Origin of the sequence: Streptococcus respiraculi, from assembly GCF_003595525.1 — a bacterium.
Taxonomy (GTDB): Bacteria; Bacillota; Bacilli; order Lactobacillales; family Streptococcaceae; genus Streptococcus; species Streptococcus respiraculi.
The window spans coordinates 1,763,571-1,782,564 of sequence record NZ_CP022680.1 but is presented as its reverse complement, the minus strand read 5'-3'; the positions used below and the strand labels follow the sequence as shown (position 1 = coordinate 1,782,564).

Here is an 18,994-nt window from a genome sequence, read left to right as displayed (position 1 = left end):
CTTCAGAAAATGGCTATTGTGATTTTAAGCCATTCGGAGTATAATAGATGTATTATTTTGGAAACGCTCACATATCGTCATGGCACAAAAAGGAGGCTTCAATGTTAGAAGTAGTGGGACTGAAGAAAAGTTTTGGTGACAAGGCTGTTTTGCATGGAATTGATTTCCAAGCAGGGAAGGGACGGATTGTCGGTCTAGTCGGGAAAAATGGTGCGGGGAAAACAACGATTTTCCATAGCATGTTACATTTCTTAGACTATGAGGGAGAGATTCGCTTAGACGGAGAGGCAATTTCTCAGCAAACCTACGAGAAAATCGGCTATCTACCGGAAGAACGCAGCTTGATGCCCAAATTAACGGTCTATAATCAAGTGCATTATCTAGCTAGCTTGAAAGGTCTTTCGACCTCCTATATCAAGGAACAATTACCACTTTGGATGGCAAAATTGCAGGTAAAAGGCAATCCAACTGATAAAATAAAAAGCCTATCTAAGGGAAATCAACAGAAAATTCAGTTGATTATCACTCTCATGCACCAGCCTGATTTGATTATCTTAGACGAGCCTTTCAGCGGACTTGATCCTGTCAATACGGAGCTACTCAAGCAGGTAATTTTTGAAGAAAAAGAACGTGGTGCGACCATTATTTTCTCAGACCATGTCATGACCAATGTCGAAGAACTTTGTGATGATATTTTGATGATTCGTGACGGGAAAGTGGTTGTCTCAGGTACGATTGAGGACGTTCGGAATAGCTACGGTAAGACACGAATCTTTGTCGCAAGTGAGAAAACGCAGGAAGAATTGGAAGCTCTCCCGCATGTGGTCAGTGCCAGTCGGACCAAGCAAGGGACTTGGCGTCTCGTCTTGGATGATGAGTCAGCAGGCCCAGCCTTATTTGATATTCTCACTCAGGGACAATACGTGTCAACCTTTGACCAGCAAGCCCCAACGATTGATGAAATCTTCAAGTTAGAATCAGGAGTAGCCCTATGAAACAAATGAGTATTGTCATGAAAGAAACCTATCTCCGTCATGTGAAATCATGGAGTTTCTTGTTTATGGTTTTGAGTCCCTTTATCTTTTTAGGGTTCTCTGTCGGTGGGGGTATTCTTGTTAGTATGTCCCAATCTTCTTCTGAACCGCTCCCAATCGTTTCGACCAGTCCTGAGATTGCACAAGCCCTAGGAGAGGATAAGGATAAGTACGATTTTGAATACCAAGATCAAACGGCTGCCCAAAAAGCATTAGACGATGGAAAAATTGATGGTTACCTCGTGCTAGATGTCAAAGAAGATCAAGTGCATGCTGCTTATCATGGTAAGGAGAGCATGAATCGGTTTGCTAAGGAATCTATCTTGAGCAGTCTGAAAAAACTTCAGGCAGATTTGAACCAGAAAGCCGCTCGGTTGACTGGGGAGCAAGAAAAAATCCTATCTCAAGAAATCAGCTATGATGAAGTCATTGAGAAAAATACAGAATTAGCTCAGACATTGCAATCAGGTTTGGTTTTTGTCTTATCGATGGCACTTTATATGCTCCTTATCATTTACGCAACGACAACAGCGCAGGATATTGCGAATGAAAAAGGAACCAAGATCATGGAGGTCATTTTCTCCAGTGTTCGTGCTTCTAATTATTTTTACGGGCGTATGTTGGGGATTGTGGCAGTTGTCTTGACCCATATTTCCATCTATGTAGTTGGTTTTCTCCTTGCTTACTTTGTCGCTGGTCGTATTCCACTTGTTCAGATGTTCTTGGAACAATACCAAGAAATAGTAGCGCTCTTATTCCAACCTTCTACCGTCTTTACAGTCTTCTTCATGCTATTAGGCTTGATTTTCTACATTGTCCTGTCAGCAGCTTGTGGCGCCTTGGTAACGCGTGTGGAAGATACCAATAAGGCGGTTCAACCCCTTGTCTTACTGGTTGTTGTGGCTATGATGATGAGCGTGACCTTGGGAGTGAAGGGGGAGAATATCTTACTTACCATTGGCTCTTATATTCCATTTTTCTCACCATTTTTCATGCCGATTCGCCTGATTCATGAAGAAGCATCTAGCCTCGAAGGATTCTTGTCGCTCCTCATTTTGTTAGCGACAACTTCAACTAGTATTTGGTATATTGGCAAGATCTATGCGCCCCTCATTCTCCAAACAGATGATGCAGGCCTATGGAAAAATTTCCAACGTGCCATTAAGAGTCGATAAAAAAGATGTGAAGAACTTGAGACAAAAAGATTTTCACATAAGAAACTCTATCATTTCATATAGCATTTTCTACTAAAATATATGTAAAAAGCGAACAAAGGAAGAGCGTTAAGGTTTTAACCCTTCCTTTGTTCGTTTTTTGCTTTTCTAATCAGACTTTTGTCGCAAGCCTTTCTTTTTGTATGAAATACAAAAATGACTTGAAAAATTCTGAAATTTCTTGATAAACATGGTATACTAGAGGAGTTATAAGTCCCGAAAAGGCGATTGTTTACTCCAAAGAGGACAATCGGTGCTTTGTAACTTTTAACTCGCTAAGAAAAACGGCTCCTTCGTCGCACATTTTTCTACGGTTGCCGCTATCCTGCGGTCAACCTAAACGACTTACTAGCTTTCCCCAAGCGAAAATCTCGTTCGCTTGGGGAAAGCGTCGTAACTTGAATATAGTAATTAGTAGTAAAGTCATACGTCATTGTACAATAGTCGCTATTAGGATGTTGAGCGGTTGTAGGGGAATGGGTCAGCTAGTAGTTGTTTTTCTAGGATCATTTTTATTTAAAGGGGGACATGAAGATGTCAGAACGTAAACTTTTCACTTCTGAATCGGTATCTGAGGGGCATCCGGATAAGATTGCGGATCAGATTTCCGATGCGATTTTAGATGCGATTTTGGAGCAGGATAGTGAGGCCCATGTGGCGGCTGAGACGGCTGTGTATACAGGGTCTGTCCATGTCTTTGGGGAAATCTCAACGACGGCTTATGTTGATATCAATCGCGTTGTGCGTGATACGATTGCAGAAATTGGCTATACCAATACCGAGTATGGATTTTCAGCTGAAACGGTTGGGGTTCATCCGTCTTTGGTTGAGCAATCACCTGATATTGCTCAAGGGGTCAATGAGGCTTTGGAAGTGCGTGAAAATGGTGATCAAGATCCGCTGGATCAGATTGGAGCGGGGGATCAGGGACTCATGTTTGGATTTGCAGTGGATGAAACACCTGAATTGATGCCACTACCGATTTCACTCAGTCACCAATTGGTGAAGAAATTAGCGGATTTGCGGAAATCGGGAGTTATTTCCTATCTGCGTCCAGATGCCAAAAGCCAAGTCACAGTTGAATATGATGAAGATAGCCAACCCTTGCGCGTGGATACGGTGGTGATTTCAACCCAGCATGATCCAGAAGTGAGTCAGGAAACAATTCGTAAAGATGTCATTGAGCAAGTCATTCAAGCAGTGATTCCAGTAAAATACCTCGATGACAAAACCAAGTATTTCATCAATCCAACAGGTCGATTTGTCATCGGTGGACCTCAGGGAGACTCTGGTTTGACCGGTCGTAAAATCATTGTGGATACCTACGGCGGATACGCTCGCCACGGTGGCGGTGCTTTTTCTGGAAAAGATGCAACCAAGGTCGATCGCTCGGCTTCTTATGCAGCACGCTACATTGCAAAAAACATTGTTGCAGCAGGTCTTGCGAAGAAAGCAGAAGTTCAGCTAGCCTACGCCATTGGAGTAGCACATCCTGTATCGGTGCGCATTGATACATTTGGAACAGGTACGGTGGCAGAAAGTCGCCTTGAAGAGGCTGTTCGTGAATTATTTGACCTTCGCCCGGCGGGCATTATTCAAATGCTGGATTTAAAACGACCAATTTATCGCCAAACAGCAGCATACGGGCACATGGGTCGGACAGATATTGACCTACCATGGGAACGATTAGATAAGGTTGAAGCGCTCAAAAAGAAAATAGAATCTTGATGAAAGGGCTGGACTATCCAGTCTTTTCTTTTATAAAAAATATGATATACTGAAAATAAGGCAATCATGAGGAAAGAGTAGTATGGGAGCTCGTTCAATTACCTAGATGATTGGGCTTATTATTCCAAATAAGGGAGAACATCATGCGGGATAACCATTTGCATACCTATTTTTCTTACGATGCAGAGGCACAATTTGAAGATTATTTAGCTATTTATGAGGGAGAAATTGTGACAACAGAACATTTTGATTTGTCCAATCCTTATCTAGGTGGTCCTCGTGATGATGTACCAGATTATCAAGCATACACAGAGCAAATTGAGCGACTGAATCAGCAGTATGGAAATAGGATTAAAAAGGGAATTGAAATTGGTTATTATGCTCCTCGAGAAGCGGATACTTTAGCTTATTTAGAAGGAAAAGAATTCGATTTGAAACTGCTTTCTGTCCATCATAATGGTAGTTTTGATTATTTGGAGGACGACGTTTTATCTTTGAATCAAAAAGAGCATATTGTGTCTTACTTGCAAGAGGTAGAACAAGCCATTGAGCGAATTCCAGCAGATGTGCTGGCTCATTTTGATTATGGTTTCAGAAAACTTTCGCTTACAGTCGATGAATTACGAGAGTTTGAACCACAATTACGTAGGCTCTTTCAGAAGATGATGGATTACAATCTAGCCTTTGAATTAAACAGCAAGTCCATGTACTTGTATGACAATGAGTCACTCTATCTCTATGCCCTTTCTATCTTGCAGGAAATGGGTTGCAAACGCTATTCTATTGGTTCTGACGGACATTTTCAAAGTCATTTTCGTCTGCATTTTGACCGTATTGAGCAAATCTTAGACGAGTGCGGCATTCAAGAAGAATGGTTGGTATAGTGAGTCCTCTATCTCCAATCATTTAGTTGGCTCTTTCTCATTCTCCAAACTGAAAAACTAGCTATTTAGTTCGATATATGATACAATAAACTGTATGCCTATTTTGGCGAATTTGAGAAAGAGATTTGAATTGTATGAGAAAAATTGTGATTAATGGTGGTCGTCCGTTGAAAGGAAATGTGACCATCAGTGGGGCTAAAAACTCAGTTGTAGCTCTGATTCCAGCAATTATTTTAGCAGATGGCATTGTAAGTTTAGACGGAGTACCTGATATTTCTGATGTTGACAGCTTGATTGACATCATGGAGACCATGGGAGCGACGGTTAAGCGTAGTGGAGATTCTTTGGAAATTGACCCCCGTGGTGTCAAAGACATGCCGATGCCTTTTGGGAAAATCAATAGCCTACGTGCTTCGTATTATTTCTACGGTTCGTTGCTAGGTCGTTTTGGTCAAGCTATCGTGGGCTTGCCTGGAGGATGTGATTTAGGGCCGCGTCCGATTGATTTGCATTTAAAGGCTTTTGAAGCAATGGGTGCAAGCATGACCTATGAAGGGCAGAATATGCACCTGTCTACCAATGGCAAACGCATCCACGGAGCGCATATTTTCATGGATACAGTCAGTGTTGGTGCAACTATCAATACTATGCTTGCTGCTGTTAAGGCAGACGGCCGTACGGTAATTGAAAATGCAGCTCGTGAACCAGAAATCATTGATGTTGCAACGCTCTTGAACAATATGGGAGCCCATGTCCGTGGTGCAGGTACAGAAGTGATTACGATTGAGGGTGTTAATCGCTTACACGGTACTCGCCATCAGGTCATTCCAGACCGCATTGAAGCAGGGACCTACATCGCACTTGCCGCAGCTGTTGGTGCAGGCATTCGAATCGACAATGTTCTCTATGAACATTTGGAAGGTTTTATTGCCAAATTAGAAGCCATGGGTGTTCGCATGACGGTGTCAGAAGACAGTATCTTTGTTGAAAAGCAGGACAAGTTGAAAGCCGTTAGCGTGAAAACCTCACCATATCCAGGCTTTGCGACGGATTTGCAACAACCGATTACACCGCTATTGCTCAAGGCTGAAGGAACAGGTACTATTACAGATACCATCTATGAAAAACGTGTCGGTCATGTACAAGAATTGGCCAATATGGGAGCAGATATTCGTGTATTGGGTAGCCGCATCAGCTACCAAGGACCAAACAAGCTCAATGGTACACGTGTTAAGGCAACGGACTTACGAGCAGGTGCTGCGATGGTTATTGCAGGATTGATGGCCGAAGGTCAAACTGAAATTACAAACGTTGAATTTATTCTTCGAGGATATTCAAATATCATTGAGAAATTAAAAGACTTAGGAGCAGATATTGAGCTCATTGATGGAGCTGAGTAGCCTCTTAACAGGTAAGTGAGCAAGGACAATCGAAGACACGGTGGACGATTAGCTTGCTCGCTTTTTAGTAAGGACAGAAAATGACAATTTGGGAACCCTTAGCGCAGTATGCCAGCTTTGAAACAGACCGTCTCTTGCTCCGCCCCTTTTCCTATGAGGATAGGAAGGACTTGCACCGCATTCTTTCGAATCACCAGAACACGACCTACATTATACCTAGCAGAGTGGCGATTGAGGAGACGACCAATTTGTTGGTTCACACCTTTATGCAACATCCGCTGGGAGTTTGGGCGATAGAAGATAGGATAACGGGTCAGATGATTGGCTGTATTCGTTTTGAAAGTATCGACGAACGAGAAAGAGAAGCAGAAATCGGCTATTTTCTGCATCAAGATTTCTGGGGGCAAGGTCTCATGACAGAAGCCCTAAAAACCCTTGTATATCTTGGATTTAACTATGTCGGTTTTAAAAAACTGTGTATCGTGACCCATTTAGAAAATCGGGGCAGTCAGCGCGTGGCAGAAAAAGCAGGTTTTCAAAAGCTCCGCCAGTACAAGGGGAGTGACCGCTACAGTCGGAAAATGCGTGAGTATGTAGAGTTTCAGCTACTTGTCTCACAGTATGAGCTATTAGAAGAGGGATGAGATGATTACGATTAAATCACAAAGAGAAATTGACGCTATGAATCGGGCAGGAGATATTCTTGCGGGTATTCATATTGGCTTGCGTGACCTGATTAAACCGGGTCTTGACCTGTGGGAAGTAGAAGAATATGTCCGCAGACGCTGTAAGGAAGAAAATGTTTTGCCGCTTCAAATTGGAGTAGATGGACATTTAATGGATTACCCTTATGCGACTTGTTGTGGTTTGAATGATGAGGTAGCACATGCTTTCCCACGTCATTACAAGTTAAAAGAAGGGGATTTACTGAAGGTTGATATGGTTTTGAGCGAACCACTTGATAAAAAGATAGTAGATGTTTCTAAACTAGACTTTGATAATGTCGCTCTGATGAAAACCTATACTGAGCCATATGCTGGTGGTCTAGCGGATTCTTGCTGGGCCTATGCAGTAGGAGAAGTTAGCCAAGAAGTTAAAGATTTAATGGATGTGACCAAAGAATGTCTCTATCGAGGAATTGAGCAGGCAGTGGTCGGCAACCGTATTGGTGATATTGGTGCTGCGATTCAAGAATATGCAGAGAGCAAAGGCTATGGCGTTGTGCGTGACTTGGTCGGTCATGGTGTTGGACCAACTATGCATGAGGAACCAATGGTGCCTCACTACGGTCGTGCAGGTCGAGGACTTCGTTTGCGTGAGGGTATGGTCTTGACCATTGAGCCAATGATTAACACCGGCACATGGGAAATTGATACCGATGAAAAGACTGGTTGGGCGCATAAAACCTTAGATGGTGGCTTGTCTTGCCAATACGAACACCAGTTTGTCATCACTAAAGACGGTCCAGTCATCTTGACTAGTCAGGGAGAAGAAGGGACTTATTAGTCTGATTGAAAAAGGAGGAACAATGAACAGAAAGAAGCTCTGGAGCAGCTGCAAGTTATTTGTCACCTCCTTTTTAGATTTTTACCAATCGGCTGAGCTTGATTTGACAGGTGTGGCAGTGGCTTACTACCTGATTATCTCAGTTTTTCCCATTTTGCTGACCCTAGCCAACCTCTTACCCTATTTACAGATTGATGTCAAACAAATTTTAGAGGTCTTGGCGGAGGTTTTTCCTGAAAAACTCTATCCGCCAGCAGCAGATATGGTCGTCAGTATCTTGACACGTCCATCATCGTCTTGGTTAGGAATTGCCATTGTGACAACGCTTTGGACCCTTTCAAAAAGCATGGCAGCTCTTCAAAAGGCAGTCAATAAGGCGTACGGTGTCGATCAGCATCGCGATTTCATCATCAGTCGGGCAGTTGGCATGTTTCTAGGTATTGGCTTACAAGGGATTATCATTTTTAGCGTGATGATGTTGGCATTCGGTAAGACCTTGCTCCAATTACTGTCTACCAAGTTTCATTTTGATCCCCTATTTGATAATCTGATTGATCAGACCCAACTGGTTGCCTACATCGCTCTCTTTTTTGCGCTGGTCATGCTTTATTTTTTCCTTCCCAATGTTCGCATCAAAAAAATCCGCTATGTTTTTCCAGGTTCCTTCTTTGTTCTAGCGATTATGGCGACGGTGGGTCAAGTGTTTGGCATCTATATTGATTCCTATACTAATCGCTTTCTGGACTTTCGCCTTGTGACCTCGGTCGTTATTTTGGTACTCATGCTTTGGTTTATTTTTGTGGCTGATATCCTCATTATCGGGGCAGTCTTAAATGCTACTGTCCAGAGCTTGCAGGTGGACGAATTTGACACTAGACCAGGTGATATTGCATCGATTATACAGCGCATCAAAGCACGATTTTTAAAAAATAATGACAAAAAGAACTCCTGACTTGAACCGCCCCATTTGTTAGATAGAAAATGTAACAAATGGGGGTGTGATTCAGACTTAGGAGTCCTTTTTTGTATTTTGAAAGACAAATACTTTACTCAACACATAGTTCAGCACAATGACGAGAACCTGTGAGATGAGGGTTGCGATAGCATTGATACGGGGAGGATCTTGATTGACAAATTGCCCAATAAATTGTGGAAAGGCATCGACAAGAATGTAAGCCAGTAGCATATCAAGCGACAAGGTCGTAATCCTTGCAGAGATAAATTTGACTAGCCGTGCTGGCCAGCCTGGCCATTCTTGTTTAAAGACGATTTGGTCATTTGTGACAAAGGCAAATAAAATGGCAACACAGTTGGCAATAAAGACAACAAGGAGGGTTTGAGGAATTAGGAAGAAAAGACTGGTCCTCGTAAGGATATAGACAAGAGTAGTGGCTACTCCAAAAAACAAATAGGATAGGATTTCATTCTCAAAAAATGCTTTTAGATGTTTTTTCATACTCTAAGTCTATCATATTATTCTTGATTATGCTATACTAGAAATGTTGTGAAAATGAGAAGCCCTTGGCCGAAAAAACGGATGCTCTTGAGTACATTCGGTTTTTCCACGGCTTCACATCTTATTGAACTGAGTTCAGCCTAAAACCTCGGAAAAAAGATGTCTTGTCCTCGAATTACTGATTCGACGGTCAATCCCCTATTTTTGCTGTAGCCGTTGTGAGCTTTGCTCGCATTACGGATATGGATGCTCTTGAGTACATTCGGTTTTTCCACGACTTCACATCCTGTGAATCGAGTTCGTGCTAAAAGTCTTGCAAAATAGAGACAAAGGTGTTGTGGCTTTAGCTGCCTACAGATTTGGCTCCCTTTAGGGGTCCGTTTTCGCTAGGTTCATCGAACCAGCGCTCACCGTCCTAATTTTGCGGAGACTTTTCAACAGCCTCTCATCTTAGCAACCCTTGGCACTTCCTTCCTTTAGCCAAGCATATTACACGCGGTTTAGCCGCCAAAGGAGTCTTATATGAATCAAACAAAATGGACAGTTCGTGACATGGCACACATTGCCTTAGTTGCGGCGATTTACGTGGTGTTAACAGTAACGCCACCTCTCAATGCGATTTCCTACGGAGCCTATCAGTTCCGTTTGTCAGAAATGCTGAATTTTTTAGCCTTTTATAATCGTAAATATCTTATTGCTGTTACGATTGGCTGTATGATTTCGAATTTCATTGGATTTGGAGTGATTGATGTTTTTGTCGGTGGAGGGTCGACCCTCGTCTTTGTAGCACTAGGTGTTTATTTCTTTAAAAAATATCAAAAAGAGTATCTCTTCAATGGGATAATCAATAAAGCATTTTTCTACTTTTCTATCTTCTTTTCTTTATCCATGTTTACCATTGCTCTTGAATTGTATTTTCTAGCAAGCACCCCTTTCTTAGCAACATGGTTTACAACTGCTGTAGGAGAATTCGCCTCCCTCATCGTAGGATCTCTGGTCATTGACCGATTGGCCCAGAGAATTGATTTTACAAATTAATACTCATCCAAAATGGCATATCATTCGTACATTTGCTTTTCGATCAATGTTGGAGAAGTAGCGAGCGAAGTGAGCCAAAGAATTTATCTTGAATGTAAATGAGTATTAGGTCACAACAGGAAGGACATGAGGCTGGGCATTGCTCGGCTTTTTTATGATAGATAGTTATTCGTTTTAATTGATGACGTCGTTAACTCGTCTTGCTCCAACAGTCTGGGAGACTTTTGAAGGTTGGAAATAAGGATTATGAAATAATCCTCAGATAACCTAAGTTATACCTGCAACTCGTTGCCTAGTACTAAATCAAAATGAAAAGACTATAAGAAAGAGGAGTATGGTCTATGTGTTATAGACCATAGCTCGCTCTTTTTTCTTTTCAACATCCATGATATAATAAGGATTATGGAAGAAAAATATTTGAAAATTGCCCAAGATTTGGGTGTTAGTTTAAAGCAAATTGAAACGGTTTTGACCCTGACTGCAGAGGGCAATACCATTCCCTTTATCGCTCGTTATCGTAAGGAAATGACAGGAAATCTAGATGAGGTTGTCATCAAGTCCATCATCGATTTGGACAAGTCCTTGACAGCGCTAAGCGAGCGCAAGTCGACTGTTTTAGCTAAGATTGAGGAGCAGGGAAAATTAACCGATGCGCTACGCAAGGCTATTGAAGAAGCTGAAAAATTAGCCGATGTGGAAGAGCTTTACCTGCCCTATAAGGAAAAACGTAGGACCAAGGCGACCATTGCCCGCGAAGCAGGTCTCTTTCCCTTGGCGCGGCTCATTTTGCAAAATATCGCAGACTTAGAAGCACAGGCTGAAGCCTTTATCTGCGAAGGTTTTGATACAGCTGACGCTTGTTTAGCTGGTGCGGTGGATATTTTGGTTGAGGCGATTTCAGAAGATGTGAAACTGCGGGCCTGGACCTACCATGAAGTCTTGCAATATTCCAGTCTTCAATCACAATTAAAGGACCAAGAAGCCGATGAAAAGCAAGTGTTTCAAATGTACTATGACTTTTCTGAAAAAGTGGCAAATATGCAAGGCTATCGAACACTTGCTCTCAATCGTGGGGAGAAATTAGGTGCTTTAAAAGTCTCTTTTGAACACAACATCGAGAAAATTCTTCGCTTTTTTGAAGTGCGATTCCCGCAGAAAAATGCCTATATTACAGAGGCTATCAGCCAAGCGGTCAAGAAGAAGATTCTGCCTGCCATGGAGCGTCGCATTCGGACAGAATCGACAGAAACAGCTGAAGAAGGAGCGATTTCCCTCTTCTCAGATAACCTGCGCAACCTTCTTTTGGTGCCACCACTTAAGGGAAAAATGGTCTTAGGATTTGACCCAGCCTTTCGGACAGGGGCTAAGCTTGCGGTGGTCGATCAGACTGGAAAACTTCTGACAACTCAGGTCATTCACCCTGTTAAGCCAGCTTTACAGGCACAGATTGCACAGGCAAAAGAAGACTTGACAGCCTTGATTGGTCAATATGGTATCGAAATTATTGCGATTGGAAATGGGACGGCTAGCCGGGAATCAGAAAGTTTTGTGGCAGAAGTGCTCCAAGATTTTCCAGATGTCCGCTATGTGATTGTCAATGAGAGTGGGGCGTCTGTCTATTCGGCTTCTGAGTTAGCACGACATGAGTTTCCAGAGTTAACCGTTGAAAAACGTTCGGCCATTTCCATTGCCCGCCGTCTGCAAGACCCACTTGCGGAGCTGGTCAAAATTGATCCCAAATCAATTGGTGTCGGTCAATACCAGCATGATGTCAATCAGAAAAAATTATCTGAAAGCCTTGATTTCGTAGTCGATACGGTGGTTAATCAGGTCGGTGTTAACATCAATACTGCGAGTCCTGCCCTCCTTGCCCATGTGGCTGGTCTCAACAAGACGATTTCAGAGAATATTGTTAAATACCGCGAAGAAAACGGAGCTTTGACCTCACGAGCTGAACTGAAAAAAGTTCCACGTCTAGGAGACAAGGCCTTTGAACAGGCGGCTGGTTTTTTACGGATTCCAGAAGCAAGCAATTTCTTGGACAATACAGGAGTTCACCCAGAGTCCTATCCAGCTGTCCAAAAACTCTTTGATCTGTTAGGAATCGCGCAATTAGATGAAGCCGCGCAGGAAAAATTAAAAGCGGTAAAAGTGACGGAAATGGCTGCAGAGCTTGGTCTTGGAAACGAAACCTTGAAAGATATCCTTGCTGATTTGCTCAAGCCGGGTCGGGATTTGCGGGATGACTTTGCAGCACCTGTATTGCGTCAAGATGTTCTGGATTTTAAAGATTTAGAAATTGGACAGAAGCTAGAAGGTGTTGTTCGGAATGTGGTTGACTTTGGGGCCTTTGTTGATATTGGTATCCATGAAGATGGTTTGATTCATATTTCAAATATGAGCAAAAACTTCATTAAACATCCGAGTCAAGTGGTCTCAGTTGGAGATTTGGTAACAGTCTGGGTCTACAAATTGGATACGGTTCGTGAAAAAGTCAATCTCAGCTTGGTGCCGCCTCATGAATCTCACTGAGTATGTATGCAAAGTTTCCCGTGAGGATTTTGGAAAAGAATTTTGCCATGAGGCCCATTGGAATGGTCGATTGAAAACAACAGGGGGACGGTTCTTTCCCAAGGACGGACATTTGGACTTCAATCCCCGCTACTATGAAGCAGACAAGGACTTGTTTCGCAAGATTGTCCGCCACGAACTCTGCCATTATCATCTGTATTTTGAGCAAAAAGGCTATCGCCACACGGACAGGGATTTCAAGGAATTATTAAAGAAAGTAGATGGAGTGCGCTATGCCCCGCAACTAGCATTTCCTACACAAACTCCTTATCTCTACCGCTGCCAGCAGTGCGGGCAAGTTTACCCACGAAAACGGCGTGTGAATACAGTAAAATATCGTTGCGGTAAGTGCCGTGGCCTCCTGACAGTAGTTAATCAAAGAAATCAGTCCTTGGGCTGATTTCTTTTGCTTTGTCTATGGTATAATAGAAGAGAATCGAGGTGAGAAAATGGCACGAGAACCACAAAAACGATTGATTGAATTATATGAAAAAGGTGTTCTAACAAAAGAAGAAGCACGTGCCTGCTTTTTAGAGTTTGATGAAGAGCCAGATTTTTTAGTCGAGGAGGAAAAGCCACGCTTAAGCTTTACACTTCCGAGCTTGAAGATTTTTTCTTCCTCCAAGTTGAAACAAGACTATGCCTTTTCGGACATTGAATCTCTCTTTATCAGTGTCTCAGAGGGAAAAATTGCCTTTGTGAAAAGCAAGTCTGAGCAGGTGCAGATTCACCTTGTCTATCCTCAACAGACCCATCAAGCCTTTTTACCTCAGATTTATGTTGAAAATCAAGGGTTGCATTTTGCTTCCAATCTTCCCTGCCATATGACCGTTTCCCTGCCGAATCAGTGGATGTCGATTTTAAATTTAGAGTTGGGAAGAGCAGATGCGAGATTAGACCATCTTCCATTTGAAGATGTGTCTATCCATAGTGCGACGGATAAGAAACAACAGGATATCCGTATAACAGCCATAAGCCAGATGTCTCAGCACCTCTTCTTACAACTCGTCGAAGCACCTATCTATCTCCAAGTCCCTAAACAGCAGGGCTTGCGTGGCAAGGTTGAAAGCTCAGTCGGTCAACTGGTGATTAATAAGAAAAAGAAGACCAGTCCCTATTTTTGTGAAAAGAAAGGAGACAATATTCTCCACCTTCATATCAAAACAGTGACTAGCCCGATTATCGTGAAAGGAGTACAACATGCCATTCGGATTTTATAAACAGCGAAACAACAAGCTCGTCTCTGGCGTGTTAGCAGGACTTGCCAGTCGCTTCCATTGGGAGCTAAACCTAACACGAATCATCTTTGTAATCATCTGCTTGTTTGGTCGTATCGGCTTACTTGCGATTGCGGCGTATATCCTCGCTGCTGTCCTACTTCCCTTTAAAGAAGATGTTTATGCAGAACGCTACGGAACGGGACCTCGTAAGATAAAAGACGCAGAGAAAATTCATAAATAAATGGTAGGGGTAGCAAGCATTGACTTCTCGGAAATTGATGTTTGCTACTTCCTTTTTTGTATTATCCTCCTGTCTTATGATATAATAGTCTGTAAAGAAATAGTACTCGTCAAACATCAAATGCTAACGTCGTTAGCTCACCTTGCTGAAAGGTTGAGAAAAGTAGACCCTTTTCTTATTTCCGGATTGAAATAGTTCTCAACTCTTTCGACTACTTTCGGTTTAGAGGTGGCTAGCTTTGCTAGCACTATCTCCCACATTCCACCATTCTCGATTGTGGAAGCTAGTCAGATTTTGATGTTTAGAGAGTAGAGAGGTATGATATGGCAGTTTTTGTCAAAGATTTGATTGACAATGTGCGTGTGAGCAGTGCCTACAGCACAGAAGCGTTACTGGAAAAAGAGATTACAACATCTGATATCACACGTCCTGGACTTGAGATGACAGGATATTTTGACTATTATGCTCCAGAGCGGATTCAGCTCATGGGAATGAAAGAATGGTCGTACTTAATGGCTATGACATCTCACAACCGTTATCAGGTCTTGCGGAGGATGTTTCAGCCTGAAACGCCAGTAGTGATTGTGGCGCGCGGCTTGGAAATTCCTGAGGAGATGTTTCAGGCAGCTAAAGAAAAAGGTATTGCAGTTTTCCAAAGTCAGAGTGCAACCAGCCGCTTGGCAGGCGAATTATCTTCTTACTTGGATTCTCGTCTTGCAAAACGTACCAGTGTCCACGGAGTGCTCATGGACATTTATGGTATGGGCGTTTTGATTCAAGGAGATTCAGGAATCGGTAAGAGCGAGACGGGGCTTGAGTTGGTCAAACGTGGCCACCGTATCGTCGCTGATGACCGAGTGGATGTCTATGCAAAAGACGATGTCACTCTCTGGGGCGAGCCTGCTGAGATTTTACGACATTTGATTGAAATTCGCGGAGTTGGGATCATTGATATTATGAGCCTTTACGGAGCAAGTGCTGTCAAGGAATCATCAGAAGTACAGCTTGCTATCTATCTTGAGAACTATGAAACAGGCAAGGTCTTTGACCGTCTAGGAAATAGTGGTGATTCGATTGAAATTGCAGGGATTACTATTCCGCAGATTCGAATTCCGGTTAAAACAGGGCGCAATATCTCCGTCGTCATCGAAGCCGCAGCTATGAACTATCGTTCTAAGCAAATGGGGTTTGATGCAACCAAGGAATTTGAAAAACGCCTTGGTAGACTGATTGAAAGCAATAAGGAGTAGCCGATGATTGATCCAGTTGCTGTAAAATTAGGACCACTTGAAATCCGTTGGTATGCCTTGTGTATCATTACAGGCTTGATTTTAGCAGTCTTTCTAGCTTCAAAAGAAGCACCGCGGAAAAAGATCTTGTCCGAAGACATTTTAGATTTCATTCTGATTGCCTTTCCACTAGCTATTATTGGTGCGAGAATTTACTATGTAGCCTTTTCTTGGGACCTTTACAAGAACAATCTACTGTCTATTTTTGCTATTTGGGAGGGAGGCATTGCCATTTATGGTGGTCTTTTGATGGGCTTCCTCGTTTTGGTTCTCTTTACCCGTCATCGCTTTATTGAAACATGGGATTTTCTCGATGTGGCAGCGCCGTCTGTCATGCTTGCTCAAGCGATTGGTCGCTGGGGAAATTTCTTCAACCAAGAGGCTTACGGAGCAAGTGTGGCACAGCTTGATTATTTGCCAGCCTTTATCCGCAAGCAAATGTATATTGACGGGAGCTATCGCACACCGACCTTCTTATACGAATCCTTATGGAATCTATTGGGCTTTGTTCTGATTTGCATCTTACGCAGGCGCAAGCGCCTACTCAAGCAGGGTGAGATTACGCTCTTTTATCTTACCTGGTATGGAGTTGGTCGCTTTGTCATTGAAGGGATGCGAACAGATAGCCTGATGTTACTAGGCTTACGTGTTTCCCAATGGCTTTCAGCCTTGTTGATTATCCTGGCGCTTATTCTCGGTATGTATCGCCGCAGGAAAGCGTTGCCCTACTATCAAGATTAAGAATCTGTATTCACAGCTCAGCAACTCTATTCAGTGCTTATGAATACAGATTCTCAGAAAAGGAGATTTTTATGTTGATTGAAGTATCTGTTTTTATCATCGCAGTAGCTCTTGCTGCTGTTGCAGTTTACATTATTCTCTTGTTAAAGAAAGTATCAAATGTGGTGGATGAAGCCCAACAAAGTTTGACGATTTTAACCAGTGATGTCAATGTAACCCTCTATCAAACCAATGAATTGTTGGCAAAAACAAATGTCCTTGTCGAAGATGTCAATGGTAAGGTTGCCACACTTGATCCGCTCTTTGTAGCAGTTGCTGATTTATCAGAATCCGTATCAGACCTCAACACCTCTGCTCGTGGTTTAACCGCTAAGGCTCGCACAGCAGGTCAACATACAGTCAAAGCAGGTGGCGCTTTGGCAGCCGTTAGTAAGTTATCTTCCATTTTAGGAAAGAAAGGAGAAAAACATGGTAAAAAAATCTAGTATTTTCACAAGCATCTTGTTGGGTGCAGCAGGTGGCGCCGCAGCTGCTGCGTTTCTTGCAACCAAGACAGGTCAAGCAGTCAAAAACAAAGTGGTTAGCTTTGCCAAAGATTACCAAGAAAATCATGAAGAAATCAATGCTGAATTGATTCAAAAAGCACAAGATTTGGGTCAACAAGCCGTTGATACATTTGACTCTGTCAAAGGTCAATTGGAATCAGGTGAATTGACGGTGGATGACTTGGTTCAATCCGGTAAAGAAAAAGCGCAATTAGTCAAGGCGCAATCCCTTGAAAAGTTTGAGCAAATCAAAGAAAAAATTGCCGAGCAAAACCTGACAACAGGTGACTTGGTGGAGTCAATCAAGGAAAAAGCTAAATCCCTTCCTTCAGTAGAAGAAGTGGCAGAAGAGTTAGCTGTTACAACAGAAGACATTGAAATTGACCTGCCAGTGGTAGAAGAAGAATAAATAAGAGCCTGGACTAAAAGTGTCCAGGCTCGTTTCTTTTTATAGATTTAACAGTTTGACGTATATCAATAGTCAGGGGAGTGACTATTGATACCTGAGCTCGAAAACTAGAAGGAGAGGATAGTCCAGTGGAATATGAATACCTGATTCTAGAAACTAGAGAGTGAGGCTAGCCCAGAGGACTGTGAATACCTGAGAGTGGAAACGAGAAAGCGAAGATGACGAAGTTGATTTCAGTGAAATTATGACTTTTGCCTCACTCTTTTTTATAGTCATTTATTTACTTACAAAAAAACAGAACCTTACTTATTGTTTCGCTTTGGTTCTGTTTTTTGATTTATAGAGCTTTTTCTTGATGAACAATTGAACGAGCTTTAATCCGACTAGTCCTGTTAAAATTGCTAAGATAAAGGCCAAAAAGACAGGAACGCCGTTTGAAAGATAAATGTACGTAGCAACCACTGTAATCACACTAAAAATAGCGATATTTAAAAAGAAGAAAAATTCCTTGATTCGTTCTCTAGCTGAATCGGTTACGTGATATGCTTGATAGGTGGCCTGTTGTTTCTCTTTCGGGATAGACTCGTCATACTGGTAATAGTCAGGCCGATATTGTCTAAGTGCCATATCGTCTCCTTTGTGCTTATTAAGATTATCATAACAATGCTAGTTTTCTGTAACAGAATTGTTACATTTTCATTACAAAAAAATGAGAAAAGTCTGAACATTAAAATGAAGGGAAGTGCTGAAGAAGGCTCGATAGTGTGATATAATTAACGTTATGGAAAAAATTGTGATTACAGCAACTGCTGAAAGTATTGAACAAGTCAAACAACTATTAGAAGCGGGTGTGGACCGCATTTACGTAGGAGAAGAAGACCATGCCTTGCGGATTCCGCATTCCTTTACCTATGATGAACTGCGGGAGATTGCCCGTTTGACGCACGAGGCTGGTAAGGAACTTACTGTTGCGGCTAACGCCCTCATGCACCAAGAAGCAATGGATAACATCAAACCCTTCATGGAATTGATGAAGGAAATCCAGGTGGATCATTTGGTTGTGGGTGACACGGGAATCTTCTACATCAACAAACGTGATGGTTACAATTTTAAGCTGATTTACGATACATCGGTCTTTGTTACATCGAGTCGCCAGATTAACTTCTGGAAGGACCATGGTGCCGTTGGTGCGGTGCTGGCCCGCGAGATTCCTTCTGCAGAACTCTTTGATATTGCTCAAAATCTTGAAATCCCAGCGGAAATTTTAGTCTATGGCGCATCAGTGATTCACCATTCCAAGCGGACTCTTTTACAGAATTACTACAATTTTACAAAAGCTGATGAAACGGATTTGTCACGAGAACGGGGGCTTTTCCTAGCAGAACCGAGTGATCCAGAAAGCCATTATTCGATTTACGAAGACAAACATGGGACCCACATTTTCATCAATAATGATATTGACATGATGATGAAATTGACAGAGCTGGTTGAGCACAACTATCTGCATTGGAAATTGGATGGCATTTACTGTCCGGGTGAACATTTTGTGGAAATTGCCAAATGTTTTGTGGAAGCAAGAGACTTGGCAGAAGCTGGAGAATTGACCTATGATCGGGCATTCTTATTGGATGAACAGGTACGTAAATTGCATCCTAAAGAGCGTGGGCTAGATACAGGTTTTTACGAATACGATAGAGATAAGGTAAAATAGGAAACGA

At 42.4% G+C, this 18,994-nt stretch carries 20 protein-coding genes and 1 riboswitch; of the genes, 18 read left to right on the top strand and 2 right to left on the bottom strand.

What is annotated here, in order from left to right:
- The first annotated feature begins 101 nt into the window (after nucleotides 1–101).
- The 8 genes from CHF41_RS08620 (at nucleotide 102) to CHF41_RS08585 (ending at nucleotide 8,718) form a co-directional block, all read left to right on the top strand.
- Nucleotides 102–995: an ABC transporter ATP-binding protein gene (locus tag CHF41_RS08620; RefSeq protein WP_119876886.1), complete on the top strand. Its 894-nt coding sequence runs from the start codon at nucleotides 102–104 to the stop codon at nucleotides 993–995.
- Nucleotides 992–2,209 (top strand): ABC transporter permease, encoded by a 1,218-nt coding sequence (locus CHF41_RS08615; RefSeq protein ID WP_119876885.1) that lies wholly within the window; start codon nucleotides 992–994, stop codon nucleotides 2,207–2,209. Before CHF41_RS08620 ends, CHF41_RS08615 begins: the two co-directional genes overlap by 4 nt.
- A gap of 573 nt (nucleotides 2,210–2,782) precedes the next feature.
- Nucleotides 2,783–3,976 (top strand): methionine adenosyltransferase, encoded by a 1,194-nt coding sequence (gene metK, locus CHF41_RS08610; protein WP_119876884.1) that lies wholly within the window; start codon nucleotides 2,783–2,785, stop codon nucleotides 3,974–3,976.
- A 143-nt stretch (nucleotides 3,977–4,119) separates the two neighbouring features.
- The gene (locus CHF41_RS08605) at nucleotides 4,120–4,860 is read left to right on the top strand and encodes a PHP domain-containing protein (protein WP_119876883.1); all 741 of its coding nucleotides are present in this window, start codon (nucleotides 4,120–4,122) and stop codon (nucleotides 4,858–4,860) included.
- Between the two features lie 134 nt (nucleotides 4,861–4,994).
- Nucleotides 4,995–6,260, top strand: coding sequence for a UDP-N-acetylglucosamine 1-carboxyvinyltransferase (locus tag CHF41_RS08600; RefSeq protein ID WP_119876882.1), 1,266 nt, complete (start codon nucleotides 4,995–4,997; stop codon nucleotides 6,258–6,260).
- 80 nt (nucleotides 6,261–6,340) lie between these two features.
- Nucleotides 6,341–6,904, top strand: coding sequence for a GNAT family N-acetyltransferase (locus CHF41_RS08595; protein ID WP_119876881.1), 564 nt, complete (start codon nucleotides 6,341–6,343; stop codon nucleotides 6,902–6,904).
- A 1-nt stretch (nucleotide 6,905) separates the two neighbouring features.
- Nucleotides 6,906–7,766, top strand: coding sequence for a methionyl aminopeptidase (locus CHF41_RS08590; protein ID WP_119876880.1), 861 nt, complete (start codon nucleotides 6,906–6,908; stop codon nucleotides 7,764–7,766).
- Between the two features lie 22 nt (nucleotides 7,767–7,788).
- Entirely contained in the window at nucleotides 7,789–8,718 is a 930-nt protein-coding gene (locus CHF41_RS08585) for a YihY/virulence factor BrkB family protein (RefSeq protein WP_119876879.1), read from the top strand.
- Nucleotides 8,719–8,775: 57 nt separating this feature from the next.
- Here CHF41_RS08585 and CHF41_RS08580 read toward each other — a convergent pair whose 3' ends face one another.
- Nucleotides 8,776–9,222 carry a GtrA family protein gene (locus tag CHF41_RS08580; protein ID WP_119876878.1) on the bottom strand — a complete coding sequence of 149 codons (447 nt, stop codon included), beginning with the start codon at nucleotides 9,220–9,222 and terminating at the stop codon, nucleotides 8,776–8,778.
- A 441-nt stretch (nucleotides 9,223–9,663) separates the two neighbouring features.
- Nucleotides 9,664–9,747, top strand: a riboswitch (PreQ1 riboswitch).
- Between CHF41_RS08580 and CHF41_RS08575 the strand changes: the two genes are divergently transcribed.
- From CHF41_RS08575 to CHF41_RS08535, 9 genes are all read left to right on the top strand, one after another.
- Nucleotides 9,745–10,260 carry a QueT transporter family protein gene (locus tag CHF41_RS08575; RefSeq protein ID WP_119876877.1) on the top strand — a complete coding sequence of 172 codons (516 nt, stop codon included), beginning with the start codon at nucleotides 9,745–9,747 and terminating at the stop codon, nucleotides 10,258–10,260. Its footprint overlaps the riboswitch before it by 3 nt.
- Before the next feature lie 402 nt (nucleotides 10,261–10,662).
- Nucleotides 10,663–12,792, top strand: coding sequence for a Tex family protein (locus CHF41_RS08570; protein WP_119876876.1), 2,130 nt, complete (start codon nucleotides 10,663–10,665; stop codon nucleotides 12,790–12,792).
- Nucleotides 12,779–13,231: a SprT family protein gene (locus tag CHF41_RS08565; RefSeq protein ID WP_119876875.1), complete on the top strand. Its 453-nt coding sequence runs from the start codon at nucleotides 12,779–12,781 to the stop codon at nucleotides 13,229–13,231. The genes CHF41_RS08570 and CHF41_RS08565 overlap by 14 nt, the downstream gene beginning before the upstream one ends.
- A gap of 49 nt (nucleotides 13,232–13,280) precedes the next feature.
- Nucleotides 13,281–14,051: a hypothetical protein gene (locus CHF41_RS08560; RefSeq protein WP_119876874.1), complete on the top strand. Its 771-nt coding sequence runs from the start codon at nucleotides 13,281–13,283 to the stop codon at nucleotides 14,049–14,051.
- Nucleotides 14,032–14,292, top strand: a complete 261-nt coding sequence (locus CHF41_RS08555; RefSeq protein WP_119876873.1) for a PspC domain-containing protein — start codon at nucleotides 14,032–14,034, stop codon at nucleotides 14,290–14,292. The genes CHF41_RS08560 and CHF41_RS08555 overlap by 20 nt, the downstream gene beginning before the upstream one ends.
- 323 nt (nucleotides 14,293–14,615) lie before the next feature.
- Complete coding sequence (hprK, locus tag CHF41_RS08550; RefSeq protein ID WP_119876872.1) at nucleotides 14,616–15,542, top strand: HPr(Ser) kinase/phosphatase; 927 nt, start codon at nucleotides 14,616–14,618, stop codon at nucleotides 15,540–15,542.
- Nucleotides 15,543–15,545: 3 nt separating this feature from the next.
- On the top strand, nucleotides 15,546–16,322 hold the full coding sequence (lgt, locus tag CHF41_RS08545; RefSeq protein WP_119876871.1) for a prolipoprotein diacylglyceryl transferase: 777 nt from the start codon (nucleotides 15,546–15,548) through the stop codon (nucleotides 16,320–16,322).
- Between the two features lie 71 nt (nucleotides 16,323–16,393).
- Nucleotides 16,394–16,807, top strand: coding sequence for a DUF948 domain-containing protein (locus tag CHF41_RS08540; RefSeq protein ID WP_119876870.1), 414 nt, complete (start codon nucleotides 16,394–16,396; stop codon nucleotides 16,805–16,807).
- On the top strand, nucleotides 16,791–17,276 hold the full coding sequence (locus CHF41_RS08535) for a YtxH domain-containing protein (protein ID WP_119876869.1): 486 nt from the start codon (nucleotides 16,791–16,793) through the stop codon (nucleotides 17,274–17,276). Before CHF41_RS08540 ends, CHF41_RS08535 begins: the two co-directional genes overlap by 17 nt.
- Nucleotides 17,277–17,582: 306 nt before the next feature.
- Here the strand turns inward: CHF41_RS08535 and CHF41_RS08530 are convergent, their stop codons facing one another.
- Nucleotides 17,583–17,903, bottom strand: a complete 321-nt coding sequence (locus CHF41_RS08530; RefSeq protein WP_119876868.1) for a DUF3270 domain-containing protein — start codon at nucleotides 17,901–17,903, stop codon at nucleotides 17,583–17,585.
- A gap of 154 nt (nucleotides 17,904–18,057) precedes the next feature.
- Between CHF41_RS08530 and CHF41_RS08525 the strand changes: the two genes are divergently transcribed.
- Nucleotides 18,058–18,987, top strand: a complete 930-nt coding sequence (locus CHF41_RS08525; protein WP_119876867.1) for a peptidase U32 family protein — start codon at nucleotides 18,058–18,060, stop codon at nucleotides 18,985–18,987.
- The last annotated feature ends 7 nt before the right edge of the window (nucleotides 18,988–18,994 follow it).

What these genes read in the sequence shown, in the direction of transcription:
- CHF41_RS08530 (WP_119876868.1), bottom strand. Translation starts at nt 17,903, where the DNA reads ATGGCACTTAGACAATATCGGCCTGACTATTACCAGTATGACGAGTCT.
- CHF41_RS08560 (WP_119876874.1), top strand. Translation starts at nt 13,281, where the DNA reads ATGGCACGAGAACCACAAAAACGATTGATTGAATTATATGAAAAAGGT.
- CHF41_RS08575 (WP_119876877.1), top strand. Translation starts at nt 9,745, where the DNA reads ATGAATCAAACAAAATGGACAGTTCGTGACATGGCACACATTGCCTTA.
- CHF41_RS08535 (WP_119876869.1), top strand. Translation starts at nt 16,791, where the DNA reads ATGGTAAAAAAATCTAGTATTTTCACAAGCATCTTGTTGGGTGCAGCA.
- CHF41_RS08540 (WP_119876870.1), top strand. Translation starts at nt 16,394, where the DNA reads ATGTTGATTGAAGTATCTGTTTTTATCATCGCAGTAGCTCTTGCTGCT.
- CHF41_RS08615 (WP_119876885.1), top strand. Translation starts at nt 992, where the DNA reads ATGAAACAAATGAGTATTGTCATGAAAGAAACCTATCTCCGTCATGTG.
- CHF41_RS08600 (WP_119876882.1), top strand. Translation starts at nt 4,995, where the DNA reads ATGAGAAAAATTGTGATTAATGGTGGTCGTCCGTTGAAAGGAAATGTG.
- CHF41_RS08580 (WP_119876878.1), bottom strand. Translation starts at nt 9,222, where the DNA reads ATGAAAAAACATCTAAAAGCATTTTTTGAGAATGAAATCCTATCCTAT.
- CHF41_RS08585 (WP_119876879.1), top strand. Translation starts at nt 7,789, where the DNA reads ATGAACAGAAAGAAGCTCTGGAGCAGCTGCAAGTTATTTGTCACCTCC.
- CHF41_RS08620 (WP_119876886.1), top strand. Translation starts at nt 102, where the DNA reads ATGTTAGAAGTAGTGGGACTGAAGAAAAGTTTTGGTGACAAGGCTGTT.
- CHF41_RS08525 (WP_119876867.1), top strand. Translation starts at nt 18,058, where the DNA reads ATGGAAAAAATTGTGATTACAGCAACTGCTGAAAGTATTGAACAAGTC.
- CHF41_RS08555 (WP_119876873.1), top strand. Translation starts at nt 14,032, where the DNA reads ATGCCATTCGGATTTTATAAACAGCGAAACAACAAGCTCGTCTCTGGC.
- CHF41_RS08570 (WP_119876876.1), top strand. Translation starts at nt 10,663, where the DNA reads ATGGAAGAAAAATATTTGAAAATTGCCCAAGATTTGGGTGTTAGTTTA.
- CHF41_RS08590 (WP_119876880.1), top strand. Translation starts at nt 6,906, where the DNA reads ATGATTACGATTAAATCACAAAGAGAAATTGACGCTATGAATCGGGCA.
- CHF41_RS08595 (WP_119876881.1), top strand. Translation starts at nt 6,341, where the DNA reads ATGACAATTTGGGAACCCTTAGCGCAGTATGCCAGCTTTGAAACAGAC.
- lgt (WP_119876871.1), top strand. Translation starts at nt 15,546, where the DNA reads ATGATTGATCCAGTTGCTGTAAAATTAGGACCACTTGAAATCCGTTGG.
- CHF41_RS08605 (WP_119876883.1), top strand. Translation starts at nt 4,120, where the DNA reads ATGCGGGATAACCATTTGCATACCTATTTTTCTTACGATGCAGAGGCA.
- hprK (WP_119876872.1), top strand. Translation starts at nt 14,616, where the DNA reads ATGGCAGTTTTTGTCAAAGATTTGATTGACAATGTGCGTGTGAGCAGT.
- metK (WP_119876884.1), top strand. Translation starts at nt 2,783, where the DNA reads ATGTCAGAACGTAAACTTTTCACTTCTGAATCGGTATCTGAGGGGCAT.
- CHF41_RS08565 (WP_119876875.1), top strand. Translation starts at nt 12,779, where the DNA reads ATGAATCTCACTGAGTATGTATGCAAAGTTTCCCGTGAGGATTTTGGA.